The following is a 19062-nucleotide window of genomic DNA, read 5'->3' on the forward strand; positions in this document are numbered from 1 at the left end:
TGCTCTGGTCAATGCTTCGTCCCGCGAAAACGACCGATAGAATTCCGCGCTGCACTAAGATCGGAATCGTCCCTGGAATCCTGAATGGGCACGGACGAACGGCGGAAATAGAGGAACGAGCGGCAGGGCGCGTCTCGACTGCGGCCGCGCCATACGGGTAACAGGCGGCGCGCGCGTAAGTTATGCCGCGCTTTGCTGCTGAGGGAAGCGCCTGGGTGCGCGCAGTCGGCGGCTTTCGGTGCTGGTCACCGATCCGACCTGGCGCCAAATCATCGGAATGGAGAGTGAGGCAACGTTCAGGCCAGCTCGCGCTCAGGCGTTCTGGCGGCGCGCGTTGCCGTCAGGTGCAACTGTCTGGACGCATACCGTTCAGAAATACGCCTGCCCGTGCTTGATCGGCGGCGCCCACTCGCAATTGCCGAACGGGCCGTCGCCGTGCTCGCGGATATAGGCGATGCGCTTGTGCCGCCGCGACAGTTTCTTCCCCATCATCGTCATCTGCAGCCAGTCGAGCACGTAGTCGTGGCAGTCCAGCCCGCCGAGGTTGGCGATGCTCCAGAGCGGGTGGTACTGGTTCTCGAACACCCACATCTCCTTTGGCACGCGCAGGTCCTCGAAGGCTTCGACGGCGTCTTCCAGCGGGCAGAGCGGATCGAACTCGCCGGTGACGAGCAGCGTGGGGCACGTAATCTTGTCCAGATGGCCGCGCACCGTCATGTTCTGCGCCACCTCCCGATCGAACTTCTGCTCGTCGTCGTAGCCCGCCATGTACATGAACATCTGCTTGAAGCGTGGGCTCGACTGCGTGAAGATGGTGTTGTTCGGATTGAAGCAGGCCACCGAGCTCACGACGCACGCGGCGCGGTGGTCGTAGCTCGAAAGGCGCAGCGACCAGTAGCTGCCCATGCTGATGCCGTAGATCGCGATCTTGCGCCGGTCGATCTCGGGGCGCTTCTGCAGATAGCTGATGACCGCGGCGCCGGCACGCTCGTAATTGTCTCCGACCGCGCGGATCTTCTGCATGTTCGAGCTGCCCTGGCCCGGGCCATCCATGGCGAGCACATGAAAACCGCGCTCGATGGCGATGTTGTGCGCGGCCTTGGGAAACACTTCCTTGGTCTGATCCATGCCAGGTACGTAGATGACGCAGGGCGCCTTGCGGCGGTCCGGCAGCAGGTGCAGGAGGCACGAGATGGTCTTGCCGTCGTCGAAGGGCACCTCGACGCGCTCGATCGGATAGCTCGCCACTTCGCTGCGGCGATCGACCATTTCGTTGAGCTTCTTCACCAGGTGACGTTTCACCGGGTGGTTGTCGAAATAGATCGGGTGCTGCGCCATGCGGTAGGCTTCGATGGCGTGGTCGTAGTGAGCAGTGGCCGAGGCATGCGCGCCCTTGACGTGTGCGCGGCGGGCCAGCGCTTCGTGGCGCTCCGCCGCTTCCCGCCACACCTTCGGCAGCATGCGATAGTTGCGCGCGCGCTTGCCCTGCGGAACTTCCAGGTCGTCGCGCTCGAAGTTCTGCACGCGCCCGCGCATGTTGAGCGCGAGATCGAGCATCCACTGCTGGTTGTCGCGCTCGGTTCGTAGTTTGCGGATCATCGGCTCCTCCCGTTGACGTCATTCCCGTGTAAACGGGAATCCAGATGCAGCCCGCCCGCCATTGCTTGGTCGCGGGCGGCGGCCACGACGAAGTGTCCCGTCCTGGGCTCCCGCGTGCGCGGGAGCGACGACCAAATTTCCGGCGCACGCTTGCGGGCAATTATAGGTCGCTACTCGAGCATGCTCGAAAGCAGCGTCGCGATGCCGAGAAAAGACAAGAATCCCGTCATGTCGGTCACAGTGGTCAGAAAGATCGACGAGGCGGTCGCGGGATCCTGACCGAAGCGGCGCAGCAGGATGGGCACCATCGCACCCGCGACGCAGGCGATGCTCATCGAGATCACCATGGCGCTGGCGATGATCGTGACCAGCCCGAGCGAGCGGCTCCACACCCATACGCCGAGCGCCGTCGTGGTTGCGACCGCGACGCCATTGAGGAACCCCGCGCCAGCTTCCTTCCACAACAGGCGCGGCCACTGGCGCAGCGACACTTCGCGCAGGATGAGGCCGCGCATGGTGACAGCGAGCGCTTGGTGACCGGCGTTGCCCGATTGCCCCGCGACCACCGGCATCAGCACCGCAAGCGCGGTGAATTTCGCAATCGTGCCTTCGAACAGGCCGACGATCGAGGCGGCGAGGAACGCGGTCAAAAGATTCAACTGCAGCCAGGGCAGGCGCTTGCGCACCGCGAACAGCGACCCGGACAGCGCGCGCTCGTCGCGGCTTGCGCCGACCATGGTCTGGATGTCGACGCTCGTTTCCTGCTCCAGCGCGAACACCAGTGCGGCGTGGCGAATGACGCCGACGAACCGCCCCTCGCTATCCACCACCGGCAGCTCGGTGATCGGCTGCTGCTGCAGGATGTTCACCACGTCCTCGCGTGGATCGAGATCGCGCGCCACCGCGAGCAGCGGCTTGACGATCGAGGCGAGGGCGTCACGGGCGTCGGCCGTGGCGAGATCCTGGATCTCGACCCTTCCGGCGAGCTTGCCGTCGGCATCGACCACGAACAATTCGCGCAATCCGCGCCGGCGGGCCGAGCGCAGCCGCTCGAGCGTTTCGCCGATGGAGAGCTCGGCGCGCACGGGTGCGAGAACCGGATCCATCAAGCGTCCTGCCGAGCTCTCCGGATAGGCAAGCAGCTCGCGCAGCTCGCGTGCGACCGCGGCATCGAGCAAAGCGAGCAGCCGCTCGCGTTCGTCCGCTTCGAATTGCGCGAGCACCGAGGCGCTCACCACCGCAGGGGCTTCCTTCAGGAGATAGCGCGAGAGCTCAGGCGGCGCTTCCACCAGCACCGCGGCTGCGATGTCGGGCGTGAACCGCTGCCAGGGGCGCAACACCGCGCTCGGCGGGTGAGCGGCGAGCGCCCGTGCGATCTCGGCCGCCGGCAGCGTCTCCAGCTCGTGGGCCGCCTCCAGCGGAAATTCGACGAAGAAGCGCTGGTTGAGCGCCCGGATCGCGGTGGTTGCGGCTGCGCTCATCGATCGTCCGGCCACACCCGCTTCACGTGCGGCAGCAGCGCCAGCGAGGCGCCGATCAGGCCCGATACGACGGCCCAGTAGCCGCCCGCAAACAAGCCGGCAAGCGAAGCTTCGCCATCATGCGTGCGCCCGGGCCGGGTGCGCTCGCGGGCTGCCTGCGCGAGCCGCGCGCGGCGCAGCACACCGAGCAGTCGCTTGTCGTGATCGACTACCGGAAGCGAGGCCGCGCGCTGCCAGGCGCCGAGGCTCACGGCCGATCCGATCGGCATCATGGCCGAGAGCGTCACTGGAGTCGGTTGCATCAGGGCCGCAATCGGCGTGACTTCGGGCGCACGCAACAGAGCCTGCAGCGCCACCTCGCCCTGCAGGCGGCGGCTCGAATCGGTGACGTAGATCGTATCCACTTCGGGTGCGTCGCTGGCACGGACCTGGCTCAACGCTTCCGCGGCGGAAAGCATGGGAGCAAGGGCGATGACGTCGGGATCGGTCCACGCGCCCACGGCATCGTCCGGAAATCCGAGCAGCAACTGGGTGGCAACGCCGGTAACGGGCGGCAGGCTCGCCAGCAGCCGGCTGCGTGTCGGTTCGCCGATATGACGCAGCATCCCGACCGTGGCCTGAGTGGCTGCGGCGCTCAGCAATGCCAGCGCCAGCGCCTCGTTGATGCGCGCCAGGATGCGGGCGGCGGCGGGCGGCAGCATCGCGGAAAGCACCGGCGCGCCCAGCCTCGGGCTGAGCGTTTCGAACAACGCCGCGGCATCGCCGCCCGACAGCGTTTCGATGACGCGCGCGGCTTCCACCGGGTGCGCGTCCAGGAAAGCGAGCGTGACGTTCTCGGCCTCAGCCATGGCCGATCACCTCGCCGTGGCTGGCATTGCCGCCCAGCACCGCGATCGGATGCTCGTTGTAGATACGCCCGGGCAGCGTCACGCGCCCATCGGCTGTTTCCAGCACCACGTTCAGCGCCGTGATCTCGAGAATGCGGCCCTGGTGTCCGGCGGCGCGGATGGTCTGTCCGACCGCAAACGCCTGACGCAGATAATGGGCGCCGATCAGATTCGCCACGTAGTCGCGCGCACCGAACCCCACCGCCAATGCGACGCCGCCCGCCACCACGGCGCCGATCGAAGCGGCGAAGATCGCGAGGAAGGTGATGCGGATGCCGATCTGGTCGGCGCCCACCAGGATCGCGCCGGTGAGGATGGTGACCTGGACGACGCGCGCCAGCAGTGCGCGCTGGGTCGTCTCCAGACGATGGGACGTGGCGAGCACGAGATCGGCGACGAAGCGCGACAGCACGTAACCGGCGATGACGATCAGCACGCCCGCCGCCAGCGTAGGCAGATACCCGACCAGACGCGCGAGCCAGTCGGTGAACGAGGTGAGCTCGAGGACATGGGTGGCCGCGGTGACGAAGACCAGCAGCGCCGCCCAGAACACGATGGTACCGAGCACGGTTGCCGCGCGCCGCATGCGCAACGGCTCCCCGCCCGGAGTGCTGGTGAGCCGCGATGCGAGCGTTTCGACCAGGAGCCCCGCGCGCACGGTCAATGCGCGCAAGATGCGCGCAAGCAGCCACCCGACGAGTATGAGCAGCAACGCGCCGAGCAGGCTCGGCAGAAAGGCGACGATGCGTTCGACGATATCGGCGGTTGCGTTAGCGAGCCCCGTGCCGAGATTGTTCATCGTGCGCCGCCAGCGATCATGCTCGATCCTCCCTCCCGGCCGGCGCTAGCTCGGACGCCTGGCCTGGGCCACTCCGATCATGCTGTCGCGCGTGACGAGCGCGGCAAGTTCCGCTTCCCCCATGCTCTCGGTGCCTTGCGGGCGCATCGGGACGACGATGTAGCGCAGATCCGCGGTCGAATCGTGCACGCGCAGCGCAACATCCTGCGCAAGATCGAGGCCGAACTCGGCCAGCACCGCCCGCGGTTCCTTCACCACGCGCGAGCGGTAGGCGAAGCTCTTGTACCAGCCCGGCGGCAGCCCCAGCAGCGCGCGCGGATAGCAGGAGCAGAGCGTGCAGACGATGACGTGGTGTACGGCTGCCGTATTCTCCACGGCCACCAGCTTCAGCTCGCTCACGCCCAGGTCCAGGCCGAGGCTCGCGCACGCGGCGTTCGCATCGGCCAGCAATTGCACCTTGAAGGCCGGATCGACCCAGGCCCTGGCGACCACCTGTGCGCCACGCGCCGGCGTGCGCGCGTCCATGTCCTCGATCGCCGAGCGCACTTCGTCGGCGCTGATGACCTGCTTCTCGATCAGCAGCTCGCGCAGCGCGATCTCCAGCCGCCGCGGATAGGTCAGGGCATCGTCGTCGTCGGGCTGGAACGGATGGCGCTCCCCGGGCGCGTGCGCATGCCCATCGTGGCCGTGGCCGTGGCTGTGATCGTGATGATGGTGCTCGCTCATCGCACGTGCTCCTCGACAGGTTCCAGCCAGTGCTCGTACAGATCGATGTCCAGCGTATCGCCGGGTGCGCCGCGGTATTCCGGCCACAGCTGCGCCTGCCGGAATCGAACGCGGTACAGGGCGCGCAGCGGCGTGCCCGGACGGAAATACGCCAGCTCCTCGGGGTTCTTGAAGTAGCCGCAGAAGCGCTCGATCACGCCTTCGTGGCCGCGGACGTACCAGGGCGTGCGGATATGCCCCGGCGCATCGACCTTGCGCACGCGCACCTGCGCGCCGGGCGAGAAGCGCGGTGTCACGGCAGCTGCTCCGTGCGCCGCTCGACCTCGGCGAGCTTTGCCGCCAGCTCGTCGACGCTGATCACCCCGCGCAGGATCATGTTGTTGGCGAGCGCCTGGATGCGCCGCTCGGCGTAGCTCGAGGCGAGGTAGGTGTCGGCACCGAGCGTCTCCAGCGCGCGCCGGCCTTCGTCGCTGCGGGTGAGCCCCTTGGCGGCGAGCACCGAGATGAGCGCCTCGACGCGCTTCTCCCAGTATTGCAGCGGGTGCTCCTCGCGCTCGATCGGTCCGGCGCTCTGGCCGCCCATGTCGTGATAGTTGCGCATCGTGCGGATCTCCTATGCAACAACGCTCGCAAAGTGGACGACAGCCACGGCGCGCTCTACGCTCCCCTCTCCCTCCGGGAGAGGGGCTGGGGGTGAGGGACCGAGCGTCGTCCAGAGAGCTGCAGCTCGGTAGATGGCAAAAGGGCAAGTCGATTCTAGCACCCGATCGTAACGAGACTCGCGTCCCGACGACTTCCCGGCGACCCCAAATCGCATGCGACAATGCGCACCATCGGTCACAGTAGGGGGAGGCGTCGTGGACGGACATCATCGCTACTTCGATGTCGGCGGCATTCGCGCGCTGCGGCTGGAAGATCCGCGTCTCATTACCGGCCAGGGCACCTATGCTTCGGACTGGAACCTGCCGGATCAGCTGCACGCGGCCTTCCTGCGCTCCGACCGCGCGCATGCGCGGCTGCTCGGCGTCGATGTGGCGCGGGCGCGTGCGCTTCCCGGCGTGCGCCTGATCCTCACTGGCGAGGACGCCGTGCGCGCAGGCTTCGTCAAGGCGCCGCACCAGCTGACCTTCACGGGCGTCGACGGCAACAAGGCGCGGGTGCCGGATCGTCCTGTGCTCGCCCATGGGCGGGTGCGCTATGTCGGCGAGCCGATTGCAATCGTGGTGGCCGATAGCGCGCTGATCGCGCAGGACGCGCTGGAAGCGATCGATGTGCGCTACGAGGATCTGCCTCCGGTGATCGGTCCTGAGCAGGCGCTGGCGCCGGGCGCGCCCCAACTTCACGACGATGTGCCCGGCAACTGCGCGCTCGAGATGCAGGTGGGCGACAGGGCGGCGGTCGACGAGATCTTCGGCTGCGCCCATCACGTCACGCGCTTGAAGGTCGACTGCACACGGATCACGCCTTCGCCGTTGGAGCCGCGCGCCTGCCTGTCGAGCTACGACCCGGCCGACGAGAGCTACACCATACGGGTGTGCCTGCAGGGCATCAACACCATGACAGGCCAGATTGCCGCCTACATGGGAATTCCGAAGGAGAAGGTGAAGGTGATGGGCCGCGACGTCGGCGGCGCCTTCGGCCAGCGCAGCACGGTCTACCCGGAATACTGCATGACGCTGTATGCCGCGAAGCAGCTCGGGCGCCCGGTGAAGTGGGTGTCGAGCCGCTCCGAAAGCTTTCTCACCGATACGCACGGCCGTGCCAACATCGGCACCGGGGAGCTCGCGATGGATGCCGAGGGCCGTTTTACTGCGCTGCGCTACGACTGGATCACCGACCAGGGCGCTTTCGTCTCCTCCGGCGGGCCGGGCTACATCCGCAACATCATCAATTGCCTGACCGGCGTGTACGCAATTCCGGTGGCGCATGCGCGCTTTCGCGTGGCGCTCACCAATACGGGCCTGGTCGCCTCCTTCCGCGGCGCGGGCCGGCCCGACATCTCCTATGCGATCGAGCGGCTGGTGAACCAGGCTGCGCAGGAAATGAGCATGGACCCGGCGCAGTTGCGGCGGCGCAATCTCATTGCACCCGAGGCGTTTCCGTACAAGACGGCGACCGGCACCGTGTACGAGGTTGCGGACCTGCCCGGGCTGCTCGACAAGGCGCTGGCGAAAGCCGACTGGACCGGATTCGAGCGCCGGCGGGCGGCGTCCTCGGCCAAGGGGAAACTGCGCGGCATCGGCATCTCCACGGTGATCGAGGCGAGCGGCGCAGGCAGTGCGCCCAAGGACGAGATCCTGATCGAAGTCGGCGCCAACGGCACGATCAACGCGTTTTCCGCGGCGCATTCGCAGGGGCAGGGTCACGAGACCACGATGGCGATGATCATCGGCGATGCGCTCGGGATCGCACCGGAGCGCGTGACGCTGCACCAGGCGGTTCCCGAGAAGGGCCTGATCGGCAATGCCACCAACGGCTCGCGCACGACGGTGGGCGCCGGTAGTGTCTGCAAGATCGCGGCCGACCTCCTGATCGAGCGCGGGCGCTCGGCTGCGGCCGAGGAATTCAACGTCGAGCCCTCGCAGGTCGACTATGCGAAAGGCATGTTCCGAGAACGCGAGAGCGGCAAAGCGCTGACCCTGGAGCAGCTCGCCGGCAAGCGCAGCCTCAGCGTGAAGGGCGAGGGCAAGTTCGGCTCCACCTGGCCGAACGGCTGCCATGTCTCCGAGGTCGAGATCGATCCGGATACGGGCGAGGCGGAGATCGTGAGTTACGTGGCGGTCGACGACTGCGGTGTCGCGATCAATCACACTATCGTCGAGGGCCAGATCCAGGGTGCGGTGGCGCAGGGCGCCGGCCAGGTGTTCGGCGAGCACATCGTCTACGATCCGCAGTCGGGCCAGCTCGTCACCGGCAGCTTCATGGACTACGTCATGCCGCGCGCGGGACTCGTGCGCGAGATCCGGATGGACGAGCACCCCACGCCCTCTAAGTTGAGCCCGCTCGGGGTGAAAGGCGTAGGCGAGTCCGGCTGTACCGCCTCGCTCGGCTGCCTGGCGAACGCGGTGCACGATGCGCTGGCGCCGCTGGGGATAGGACCGCTGGAGATGCCGCTTACGCCGGCGAAGCTGTGGCGGGCGATCGCGGAGGCGCCGACGCGCGCGTCAGGAACGCGCCGGGCGGCCTGACGCGAGATTGCCTGCGAATCGGGGGAGCGTCAGTTGTCCGTATTGCGCAGGGCCCGTCTGCGCGCTCGCCGGCTTGTGGCTACAAGCACTCCGAGTCCTGCCAACCAAAGCAACACAATTTCGGGTTCCGGCACGGCGGTCACCGTGACGGTTATGGCGCCGGTATTGTTGAACCAGCCGAACCCATCCATCGTGCCGAGGTACAGGCGGGTCGCGCCGCTGGGCACGAAGAACTGTTGCACGACGCTGCCTGCCGTGTGCCCGTCGCCAATGAAGAACGCCTGCTTGAGTTCGGGGGAAAGCGTTTCGAGGTCCAGGCCCAGCGTCTGGAAATTCAGCCCGCCCGGAGCCGGTGTTGAATCAGGCTGTTGAGGACCGAGGAACACGCCGAGCAGCGAATTGATAGGCGCGCGAAGCGCTCCGATACCGTTCGCGTCGCCGCCAGCGTGATCGAAGAAGGTGGATCCGTCTATGGGCGAACATCCGGAAAAAGGTGCGCTCGTCGAGCAGCCGGGAGTATGCAGGACACCACCAGTCGCGTTCGTAAACGTCAAGGGCGTTCCCGGGACCAGCGTCAGTCCGCCAACGAGTACCGGCGAATGGGCGGGTGCCGAATCGCTGCCATTGTTGGAGCCATCAGGCATGCCCGCGAGCCACGTGTCGCTCGTACCCGGGATGGTGACGATCGCGGCATGCACGGACTGAACGCCTGTCAGCAAGACGAACGACGACAGGACGGGCAGAAGACGGAGCAGCGGGGAGGCGGAACGACGTTCGGTCATCAGGCTTCTCCTGGCTGTACGACATGGAGGGATCACCAAACCGACGCTAGACTATCCGATCGCGTTAAACCGCCTTCGCGAATAAATGCACGTTCCCTTTCCGATTGTCCCGCAGCCGCGCGTCAGGGAAAGACCTGCGCCCAGCCGCTGCCGACGCGCTCGGAGACGGCGCCGAAGTGCTTGTCGTACTCCGCGCGCAGATCCTTGAGCGCGTCGGACTTCAGGAATGTCTGCAGAACGGCCTCGCTCGCGAACTCGTATACGGCCATGTAGTCGTACTTGTCGTCGCCGGCGATACGCCGGTAGCGGCGTCCGCTGACCGCACCGTTGTAGCGCAGCACTTGCGGCAGGTGCTCCTCGTTGTACCAGCGGTTGAACGCCTCTTCGCGGTCCTTGGCGATGGTTGCGCGCACGACGAACAAACCCACGGCCATGACGCATCTCCTTCGTTGGTCAGCGATGGTGCACCGAAGCCGGGGTTGGGCGTGTTGCCGGCGGCGTCGGAAATTCGCGCGTGCCGGGAATCCAACGTGCTGCGGTACAGTCGATGGAAGCATACGACCGGCGCAGGCTGACGTCAGCAGGAATCGAGAAGCGCCCGATCGACGCGTGCGACTTTCCGGGGCGCCAATAGGAGCATCGATCATGAGCCCGGACCAAACCAACAAGGCACGCAAACCCGGCAGGCGCACGGCATTGGCGCTCATTGCCCTTGCCGGGAGCGCTCTGGCCGTTCGCAGCCTCGGCGCACGGGCGCAGAACCGGCCGCAGTGCGTCGCGCGCCCCGAGCAGACCGAGGGACCGTACTTCGTCGACACGCAACTGGCGCGTTCCGACATCCGCGCCGACCCGGCCACCAGCCAGGTCGAGCCGGGCGTGCCGCTGGAAGTGACTTTCCGTGTTTCGCGTCTCGCGGGCGCATGCCAGCCGCTTTCGGGCGCCCATGTGGAGCTCTGGCAGTGCAATGCCAGCGGGACCTATTCCGGCGTCAGGGATCCGCATGTCGATACGACGGGGCGCAAGTTCCTGCGCGGCTATCAGGCGACCGACGCAAACGGGACTGCGCGCTTCACGACCATCTATCCCGGCTGGTATCCCGGCCGCACCGTTCACATCCACTTCATGATTCGCACCGCCGGCTCGCGCGGCCGTGGCGAGCAGTTCACCTCGCAACTATATTTCGACGATGCCCTGTCGGACCGAATCTTCGCTCGCGCTCCTTACGCCGAGCGCGGTCCGCGGACAGTGCGAAACGCGGGTGACGGCATCTACCGCCGCGGCGGCTCGCAATTGATGCTCGCACCGACCGAGCAGGACGGTGGTTTGGCGGCGACCTTCGACATCGCCCTGAAGGCATCTCGCTAGCGTGGCGTTCGGGCTTTGCAGCACCACCTCCGTGCGTGTTTCGCGTCACCACCCCGTCCGCGCATGTGCGTCACCGCCCTGTCCGCATGTGCGTCACCGCCCTGTCCGCATGTGCGGTACCACCCCGTCCGCATGTGCGGTACCACCCCGTCCGCATGTGCGGTACCACCCCGTCCGCATGTGCGGTACCACCCCGTCCGCATGTGCGGTACCACCCTGTCCGCATGTGCGGTACCACCCTGTCCGCATGTGCGGTACCGCCCTGTCCGCATGTGCGGTACCACCCCGTCCGCGCGATTCGCGCGTCCAGCCCCTCCTTGTCAGGAGGGGAGTGCTTGGATCTTCCCCTCCTCTCAGGAGGAGGGGTGGCGCGAAGCGCCGGGGTGGTGTGGTTCTGCTTCATGCATGCCGGGGTGGTGTGGTTCTGCTTCATGCATGCCGGGGTGGTGTGGTTCCGGTTCTGCCTCATGCATAATGAGTGCAGCGAAGATCCCCACTCTCGTCACGCACGCAGGAGGCGCGATGAAATACCGCACTTTCGGCCGCACAGGCCTGCAGGTTTCCGAAATCGTCTTCGGCGGCGGGGCCGTCGGCGGCATCATCATCCATAAGGACGACGCCACCAAGCGCGAGGCGATCCGGCGCGCGTTCGCCGGCGGCATCAACTGGGTCGACACCGCCGCGCAATACGGCAATGGCAAATCCGAAGAGGCGCTCGCCTGGCTGCTGCCCGAATCCGGCGCGACGCCGCATCTCTCGACCAAGTTCAATCTCGACGTCGAGAACCTGGACGACATTCCAGGCAAGGTCGAGCAGCGACTCATGCAGAGCCTTACACGTCTGAAGCGCTCCTCGGTCGATCTGCTCCAGCTGCACAACCGGATCGGCTCCAAACCCGGGGGGCGCGTCATGACGGCCGGGCAGATCCTGGGCAAAAACGGTGTTGCGGACGCACTCGAACGTTTGCGCACGAAGGGCCTGATCCGCTACATGGGCATCACGGCGCTCGGCGAGGCGGCTTCGGTGTGCGAAGTGATTCGCAGCGGCCGCTTCGATTCGGCGCAGGTCTACTACAATCTGCTCAATCCCAGCGCCGGGCGCAGTATGCCGACAGCATGGACAGGCCAGAATCTGAGCGGAATCGTCGCAGCCTGTCGCAGCCAGAACATGGCGATGATGGCGATCCGGATTTTCGCTGCAGGCGTGATCGCTACCGACGAGCGCCATGGGCGCGAAAGTGTGCTCACCACCGACACCAGCCTCGCCGAGGAAGAGCGTAAGGCCAAGGCCATGTTCGATGCGATCGGCACCGAGCACGGCACGCGGGCGCAAGTCGCACTGCGCTTCGTGCTTTCGAACCCGCACTTGTCCTGCGCAATAATCGGCAGCGCGGAACTAAGCCATATCGACGAGGCATTGCAGGCGCAAGCGATGGGTCCGTTGCCGGATGCGGTGCTTGCGAAGCTCGAGGCGCTATATGCGAGCGACTTTGGTCGGGTGGGATGATGCGTCGCTGAGGCCAGGTCATGCTTGTTGCCTTGCATGTGATGGAGCAGCAACGAGCAAGACCTGGCGCGGCTTGCTGGATTCCCGCTTGCGCGAGAATGACACCGTGCTACGCGGCATACAGGCGCAAGATGCCGTAAGCAACCGTAGCGGCGATCACGACGGCGGCGATCAGTGTCAGCACCACGAGCTGCAGTCGGCTCATGCGCGTACCCCGGCGGCGCGCGCGTCACGCCCGTTTCGCAGCCACTGGATCATGAGCCCCACGGCCAGCAAGGCCAGCCCGACGATGTCGGTGGTGAAACCCGGGTCGATCAGCAGAAAGGCTGCGGCGAGGAAGAGCACGCGCTCGAACCAAGACGCGGGCCGCAGGAAGTACGCCTCCATGGCCGCCGCGAGCGCAATGACGCCGATCGAACCGGTCACGACGGCACGCAGGATCTCGGTCCACGGCCCGTCGAACAGAAGCGCCGGGTTGTAGATGAAAAAGAACGGCACGATGAAGCCGGCGGATGCGAACTTCACCGCCTGGATGCCCGACTTCCAAAGTCCTGCGCCTCCGATCGACGCGGCGGCATACACGGCCAGCGCGATCGGTGGCGTGACCGCCGACAGGCACGAGAAATAGAACGCGAACATGTGCGCGGCGAGGGGTTCTACGCCGAGCTTGATGATCGCCGGCACGAGCAGCGCCGCCTGCATGATGTAGGCGGGCGTGGTGGGCATGCCCATGCCGAGGATGATGCCGGCGACCATGGTGATGAGGAGCGCCGGAATCAGGTTGCCGCCGGCCAGATCGACCAGAAAAGAGGTGAAGCGCAGCGCGAGCCCGGTCTGCAGCACGATGCCGATCACGATGCCGGCGGCGGCGCAGGCCATGGCGACTGGCACGGTGTGCTCCGCGCCCTCGCGCAGTGCGACGATGCACGTGCGCCAGCTCAGGCGCGTGCTCTTGCGCAAGGCCGCGATCACGATCACGCTCCCGGTTGCGACGATCGCCGCATACGTTGCGGTGAAGCCCCAGAAGAGCAGGATCAGCAGCACGATCACCGGCAGGAACAGGTGCCCCTGTCGAATGATGATCTGGCCCAGGATGGGCAGCTCCTCGCGCGGGATGCCCTTGAGCCCCGAGCGCACCGCGTTGAAATGGATCGCGGCGAACAGTGCGCCGTAGTAGAACAGCGCCGGTATGGCCGCCGCGATCATGATTTGCGCATACGTCGCGCCCAGGAACTCCGCCATGACGAACGCGGCCGCACCCATGATGGGCGGCATGATCTGGCCGCCGGTGGACGCCACGGCCTCGATCGCCGCGGCCGCCTCGGGCTTGAAACCCGTCTTCTTCATCATCGGGATGGTGAGCCAGCCATCCACCATGACGTTGGCGACCGCCGAGCCGGAGATGGTGCCGAACAGGCTCGACGAGACCACCGCGACCTTGCCCGGGCCGCCGCGCGCGCCGCCGGCGATGGCGTTGGCGAAGTTCATGAAGAACTGGCCGGCGCCCGACTTCTCCAGGAAGGCGCCGAAGACGATGAACAGGATCACGTAGGTGCCGGCAACCGCGAGCGGCACGCCGAAAATGCCCTCGGAGGTGAAATAGGTCTGATCGACCGCGATTTCGAGCGAGAGCCCGCGATGATTGAGCCACCCCGGCAGCCATTGGCCGGCCAGTGCATAGGCGATGAAGACGATGGCCACGATGGAGAGCGATGCGCCGATCGTGCGCCGGGCCGCCTCCAGAACGAGCAGCGTGGCCGTTATGCCGATGGTCATGTCGGCCGCGCTCAGCGGATCCGCGGTCGGGAAGCGGTTCACCACGTAGTCGTAGCGGGCGAACATGTAGCCCACGCACACGAGCGAGAGCGCGGCGAGCCCGAGATCGGCCCACGGCACCCGGTCCAGTGTCCGCTCCGCGCGCGCGGGCCAAAGCAGAAACGACAGCACCAGGCTGAAGCCGAGGGTGATGAAGAGCAGCGCGTACTGGTCGGGCGCGTAGGGCGTGAGGCGCGCGTACAGGTGGTACGCGGACATCGCGACCGCGATCGCTCCCACGACCCAGCCGGCGTAGCCGGAGAGTTTTCTCACGGGCGCGTCCTCCGGCGTTTCGGGCGCCGTATTACTTGATCAGGCCGGCTTCCTTGTAATAGCGTGCCGCGCCGGGGTGATACGGCATGCCGAAGTTCTCCGCCATCTGCGCAGCGGTAACGCCGCTCATCGCCTTGACGACGGCGCCGAACTCTCCGCGGCCTTCGACGATCGCCTTGGTGATCTTGTAGACCGCCTCGTCCGAAGCCTTGGACGATGCGATCAGGATGGTGGGCGACTGGAAGGTGGCGACCTCGCCGGGGATGCCTTGCTCGGCGTAGGTTCCGGCCTTCACGACGTAGCGGGCAAAGCCGGGATTGAGCTTGCGCAGTTTCGCGAGCTCGTCGTCGGATACCGAGATCATGCGCAGCTTCATCGACGAGCCGACGTCGAGCACGAACGAGGCGGGCACCACGGTGAACCAGCCCGCCGCGACCGCCTGGCGGTTTCGCATCGCTTCGCCGTTCGACGACACGGGCCCGTAGCTCTTGGTGCCGAGGTCGTTGAGGCTCATGCCGTTGACCTTGAGCAGCAGCTCCCAGCCGTCGGCGAGGCTCGTGTTGCCTCGCGCCGGCAGTGCGACCGCCTTTCCGCGCAAATCCTTGACGCCCTTGATCGGGCTGTCGGCGGGCACGATCAGCTGCCAGACGTTGGGATAGTAGTTCGCGACATACAGCGGCTTGTCGGTCTGCTTGCCCTTGAACGCGCCGGATCCGTTGCGGGCGTCGGACAGCACGGTCGTCATCGACCAGCCGAGGTCGGCCTTGTCGGTGCGGATCTTTTCCATGTTGACGAGCGCGGCCCCTGGTTCGACCTGCAGATTGACTTCGGGGAAGCGCTTCTTCACCACCTGGGCGGTGGCCGCGGCCATCGGAATCCAGCTGCCGCCGGTCGGGCCGGAGCTGAAGACGAGATCCGCGGCATGCGAGGGTGCGGACCCGGTTGCGGTGAGCGCAAGGGTTGCGATCGCGGCGACAAGCAACGGCCGCTGAAATCCGAGTCGGGCGATAGCCATGATGCCTCCTCCTCCAGAGGTTTGGACCGGGTTGCCAGCGGCGCACGTTAATCCGTCGCCACCTGGTATGTCAATGTCAAGCTATTGCGCCGGGCGAGCGTTGCCGAGGAGTGTGTGAAGGCCAGGGTACGGTGGTGCGAACCGAAAGCTCGGTCGGGTCCTTCGCTTTTGCGTGCTTCGACCGCCGGGGGCCGCCTACCGCCTGCGCTGCGCGCCATGCAATGTGCGGGCTCCGTACGCGGAGCGGCGGGCTCAGCCGACCACCGTGACGCACACCGTGCGCGTGTGCGGATGTGTCCGGTGCTCCCACAGATAAACGCCTTGCCAGGTCCCCAATAGCAGCTTGCCTGCGGCGAGCGGTATGCTGACCGAGACGCCGGCCAGGAGGCTGCGCGCATGGGCGGCCATATCGTCGTCGCCCTCGGTATCGTGCCGGTATGCCGGATCGCCGTCGGGGGCCCAGCGCCGGGCCAGCAGCTCCAGGTCGCGACGCACCGACGAGTCCGCGTTCTCGGTGATGAGCACCGAGCAACTCGTATGCCGCACGAACACGTGCGCGATGCCGCAACCCGTGTTGCTTGCATCCACGGCGCTTGCCACTTGGGCGGTGATGTCGATCGTGCCGCGCCCGCCGGTGCGCACGTCGAACGTCGTCTGATAGGTCATGGCGCTCCCACGGTTCGAGGCACGAGGCAATGGCAGAATAGCGCACCCGCCGGCGAGATGCCGTGCGTCCATCCTCGGAGAAAGCTCTCGCCCGATGAAAATCGCCACCTTCAACGTCAACGGCATCGGCAGCCGCCTGCCCAACCTGCTGCGCTGGCTCGAGCAGTCCCGGCCCGACGTGGCGTGCCTGCAGGAGCTCAAGGCGCCGCAAGAGAAGTTCCCGCTGGCGGCGATCGAAGCGGCCGGCTACGGCGCGATCTGGCACGGGCAGAAGAGCTGGAACGGCGTCGCCATTCTCGCGCGCGGCGCGCGGCCGGTGGAGACCCGGCGCGGATTGCCGGGCGATACGGAAGACCTCCATAGCCGCTACATCGAGGCGGCGATCGCGGGAATTGCAATCGCCTGCATCTACCTCCCGAACGGAAATCCGGCGCCGGGACCGAAGTTCGACTACAAGCTGCGCTGGTTCGAGCGGCTGATCGCCTACGCTTCCGCCTTGCACGCAACCGGTGCGCCGATGGTTTTGGCGGGCGACTTCAACGTGATGCCGACCGAGCTCGACGTGTACAAGCCCGAGCGCTGGGTCGACGATGCGCTCTTTCGCCCCGAAACGCGCGCGGCGTTTGATCGCCTGGTGGGCCAGGGCTGGACCGATGCGCTGCGCAAGCTTCATCCCGACGAGCGCATCTACACCTTCTGGGATTACTTCCGCAACGCTTGGCAGAGAAACGCTGGCTTGCGCATCGATCACTTCCTGCTCAGCGCGTCGGTGGCGGGCCGCCTGGTCGCCGCGGATGTCGATCGCGAGGTGCGCGGCTGGGAGAAGGCGAGCGATCATGCACCCGTTTGGATCGAGCTCGCCGAGGCGTGATTATTTGCGCGCGTCGGTGGCGATGCCTTTGCCGTTTTGCGCCGGATGGAGTTCGAGCAGCGTCACTTCCGGTGGCACCCTGAAGCGTACCGGCAGAATGCTCGTTCCGAGGCCGGGGCTCACGTAGAGATGGCGACCGCCTTCCACCACGTGGCCATGCGCGAATCGCTGTCCGTACTTCGAGGGCACGATGGGGCGGCCTGCGAACGGAAGGTACACCTGGCCCCCGTGCGTGTGCCCGCTCACGGAACAGTTTTCCGTAGTGGGCCACCTTGGCCGAATACCCGTCCGGGTCGATGAAGCGGCTCGGATCGTACGGATCGCCGGGCTTATGCTTGGCATGCATGTTGAATTGCGCGGCATGCGACGCGAGCCAGATATCGGGGCGCATCTGCTTCTGGCGCGCCAGCGTGGATGTGTACGCCGCGGTGATGTCGGTAAATCCGGGCATGCCACCGACGGTGACGCCCGGATTGATGCTGGCCATGTTGGCGAGCAGCACGTTGTAGTCGCGGCCCGCATCGCGCACGGTGAACGAGAACGAAGTCGAGCCCAGGGTATGTCCAGGGTGATGCAGCACGGTGAGCTCCATGTCGCCCAGGCGCACCGTGTCGCCTTCGCGCAGCCGGCGATCGACCTTCACCGGCTCGTACACGACACCGCGCCCCTGCGGGTAACGGTAATCCTCGCTGCCGCCGCTCTCGAGCATGCCGGCGTCGTCTTCGTGCATGAGCATCTTCGCGCCGGTCATGCGCTTGATTTCGGAAAAGGCGCCGACGTGGTCCCAATGTCCGTGGGTCGCGAGCAGCAGCTTGATAGCGGAGAACTCGAAGCTCACCTTCTCCACGTTCTCCTTGATCACCGGCGCGGAATCGTTGATCCCGGTGTTGATCAGCATATGACCCTGCGGCGTAGTGATCAGGTAAACCGCGAGGTCGTACGTCCCGACGTAGTAGACGTTGCCGACGATTCGAAACGGTTCGAACGGCCGCACGTAGTGCGGACGCGGCTTCAGGTGCACGGTAATCGCCGTCGCGGCACCGGGCGACTGTGCGAGAGCGGGCGCGGCAATGGCAGCCAGGACAAGAGCTGCCGCGGGCAAAATGACATTCAGGCGCATGGGATTCCTCCGGGCACGGGGGAGGATGCAGAATACACCGAATCGCGCCCTGCCCACGCCGCAGAGGATCGTGTCGCGGCTGCGTGCCCGCATGGTGAACGCGAGCCCGAATGGGAATATGCTAGGCGCGCGCCGTCGAATGCGCGGCCTTGCCGGCGTTCCCCGGACGGCGGTCCCGCTCGCCAACGATATCGAAGGAGGTCACATGATCGAACTGCACTCGTCGCCCACGCCGAACGGCCAGAAAGTCATGATCATGCTCGAGGAGACCGGCCTCGAGTGGAAGCACTACGACATCAACATCCGGCTCGGCGAGCAGTTCACGTCCGAGTACCTGAAGCTGAGCCCCAACAACAAGATCCCGGCCATCGTCGATACCGACGGCCCGGGCGGCGGGCCCTATACGATGATGGAGTCCGGCGCGATCCTCTTCTACCTCGCCGAGAAGACGGGCAAGTTCCTGCCCAAGGACGCGCGCAAGCGCTCCGACACCATGCAGTGGCTGATTTTCCAGATGGCGCACGTCGGCCCGATGTTCGGCCAGGCGAACCATTTCAACAACTACTCCAAGGACAAGATCCAGTACGCCATCGATCGCTACAACAACGAGTCGGTGCGCCTGTACCGGGTACTGGACAACCGTCTGCGCGACAGTGCCTGGCTCGGCTGCGACGAGTACACCATCGCCGACATGGCGGTCTACCCCTGGACCAAGGGCCACAAGGATCGCGGCATCGACAAGGCGGGCTATCCCAACTTCATGCGCTGGTTCGAAGCGATGGAGGCCCGCCCCGCGGTTCAGCGCAACAACAAGATGGCCGCCGAGATCCGCGAGCGCATGACCAAGTCTGCCGAGGGCAAGCAAGCCATCAACATGTTCGACACCAAGGACAATGCCGAGCGCCTGGAGCGGGGCACGCGGCGGTAGGCCAAGCCATGATGGGGTGGCCAAAACCACACCACCCCGCC

General features: G+C 66.1%; 17 protein-coding genes. 5 read left to right on the forward strand and 12 right to left on the reverse strand.

Annotation, left to right across the window (positions count from 1 at the left end; genetic code table 11):
- Window positions 1–369: 369 nt before the first annotated feature.
- The 6 genes from GEV05_24815 to GEV05_24840 form a co-directional block, all read right to left on the reverse strand.
- Complete coding sequence (locus tag GEV05_24815; GenBank protein ID MPZ46551.1) at window positions 370–1599, reverse strand: prolyl oligopeptidase family serine peptidase; 1230 nt, start codon at window positions 1597–1599, stop codon at window positions 370–372.
- A 170-nt stretch (window positions 1600–1769) separates the two neighbouring features.
- Window positions 1770–3080 carry a CBS domain-containing protein gene (locus GEV05_24820; GenBank protein MPZ46552.1) on the reverse strand — a complete coding sequence of 437 codons (1311 nt, stop codon included), beginning with the start codon at window positions 3078–3080 and terminating at the stop codon, window positions 1770–1772.
- On the reverse strand, window positions 3077–3928 hold the full coding sequence (locus tag GEV05_24825) for a hypothetical protein (GenBank protein ID MPZ46553.1): 852 nt from the start codon (window positions 3926–3928) through the stop codon (window positions 3077–3079). Before GEV05_24825 ends, GEV05_24820 begins: the two co-directional genes overlap by 4 nt.
- Window positions 3921–4766 carry a mechanosensitive ion channel gene (locus GEV05_24830; protein MPZ46554.1) on the reverse strand — a complete coding sequence of 282 codons (846 nt, stop codon included), beginning with the start codon at window positions 4764–4766 and terminating at the stop codon, window positions 3921–3923. Before GEV05_24830 ends, GEV05_24825 begins: the two co-directional genes overlap by 8 nt.
- 45 nt (window positions 4767–4811) lie before the next feature.
- Complete coding sequence (nthA, locus tag GEV05_24835; protein ID MPZ46555.1) at window positions 4812–5492, reverse strand: nitrile hydratase subunit alpha; 681 nt, start codon at window positions 5490–5492, stop codon at window positions 4812–4814.
- The gene (locus GEV05_24840) at window positions 5489–6361 is read right to left on the reverse strand and encodes a nitrile hydratase subunit beta (GenBank protein MPZ46556.1); all 873 of its coding nucleotides are present in this window, start codon (window positions 6359–6361) and stop codon (window positions 5489–5491) included. Before GEV05_24840 ends, nthA begins: the two co-directional genes overlap by 4 nt.
- Here GEV05_24840 and GEV05_24845 point away from each other — a divergent pair.
- A complete protein-coding gene (locus GEV05_24845) occupies window positions 6308–8680 on the forward strand; it encodes a molybdopterin-dependent oxidoreductase (GenBank protein ID MPZ46557.1) in 2373 nt (790 codons plus the stop codon). The genes GEV05_24840 and GEV05_24845 overlap by 54 nt on opposite strands.
- A 29-nt stretch (window positions 8681–8709) precedes the next feature.
- Here the strand turns inward: GEV05_24845 and GEV05_24850 are convergent, their stop codons facing one another.
- On the reverse strand, window positions 8710–9324 hold the full coding sequence (locus GEV05_24850) for a PEP-CTERM sorting domain-containing protein (protein ID MPZ46558.1): 615 nt from the start codon (window positions 9322–9324) through the stop codon (window positions 8710–8712).
- A 260-nt stretch (window positions 9325–9584) separates the two neighbouring features.
- Window positions 9585–10169, reverse strand: coding sequence for a DUF4286 family protein (locus tag GEV05_24855; GenBank protein ID MPZ46559.1), 585 nt, complete (start codon window positions 10167–10169; stop codon window positions 9585–9587).
- On the opposite strand from GEV05_24855, the gene GEV05_24860 reads away from it, so the two are divergent.
- On the forward strand, window positions 10108–10827 hold the full coding sequence (locus GEV05_24860; GenBank protein MPZ46560.1) for a twin-arginine translocation pathway signal protein: 720 nt from the start codon (window positions 10108–10110) through the stop codon (window positions 10825–10827). The genes GEV05_24855 and GEV05_24860 overlap by 62 nt on opposite strands.
- 63 nt (window positions 10828–10890) lie before the next feature.
- Window positions 10891–12333, forward strand: a complete 1443-nt coding sequence (locus tag GEV05_24865) for a hypothetical protein (GenBank protein ID MPZ46561.1) — start codon at window positions 10891–10893, stop codon at window positions 12331–12333.
- 201 nt (window positions 12334–12534) lie between these two features.
- Here the strand turns inward: GEV05_24865 and GEV05_24870 are convergent, their stop codons facing one another.
- The 3 genes from GEV05_24870 to GEV05_24880 form a co-directional block, all read right to left on the reverse strand.
- Window positions 12535–14421: a TRAP transporter fused permease subunit gene (locus GEV05_24870; protein MPZ46562.1), complete on the reverse strand. Its 1887-nt coding sequence runs from the start codon at window positions 14419–14421 to the stop codon at window positions 12535–12537.
- 31 nt (window positions 14422–14452) lie between these two features.
- Window positions 14453–15436, reverse strand: coding sequence for a TAXI family TRAP transporter solute-binding subunit (locus tag GEV05_24875; protein MPZ46563.1), 984 nt, complete (start codon window positions 15434–15436; stop codon window positions 14453–14455).
- A gap of 252 nt (window positions 15437–15688) precedes the next feature.
- Complete coding sequence (locus GEV05_24880; GenBank protein MPZ46564.1) at window positions 15689–16102, reverse strand: YjbQ family protein; 414 nt, start codon at window positions 16100–16102, stop codon at window positions 15689–15691.
- 94 nt (window positions 16103–16196) lie between these two features.
- Here GEV05_24880 and xth point away from each other — a divergent pair, with 94 nt between their 5' ends.
- Window positions 16197–16973, forward strand: a complete 777-nt coding sequence (gene xth / locus GEV05_24885) for an exodeoxyribonuclease III (GenBank protein ID MPZ46565.1) — start codon at window positions 16197–16199, stop codon at window positions 16971–16973.
- Here xth and bla read toward each other — a convergent pair.
- Window positions 16861–18186 carry a subclass B3 metallo-beta-lactamase gene (gene bla / locus GEV05_24890; GenBank protein ID MPZ46566.1) on the reverse strand — a complete coding sequence of 442 codons (1326 nt, stop codon included), beginning with the start codon at window positions 18184–18186 and terminating at the stop codon, window positions 16861–16863. The genes xth and bla overlap by 113 nt on opposite strands.
- 112 nt (window positions 18187–18298) lie before the next feature.
- On the opposite strand from bla, the gene GEV05_24895 reads away from it, so the two are divergent.
- Window positions 18299–19021: a glutathione S-transferase family protein gene (locus GEV05_24895; protein MPZ46567.1), complete on the forward strand. Its 723-nt coding sequence runs from the start codon at window positions 18299–18301 to the stop codon at window positions 19019–19021.
- Window positions 19022–19062 lie beyond the last annotated feature (41 nt).

The sequence above is a fragment of the Betaproteobacteria bacterium genome (assembly GCA_009377585.1).
Taxonomy (GTDB): domain Bacteria; phylum Pseudomonadota; class Gammaproteobacteria; order Burkholderiales; family WYBJ01; genus WYBJ01.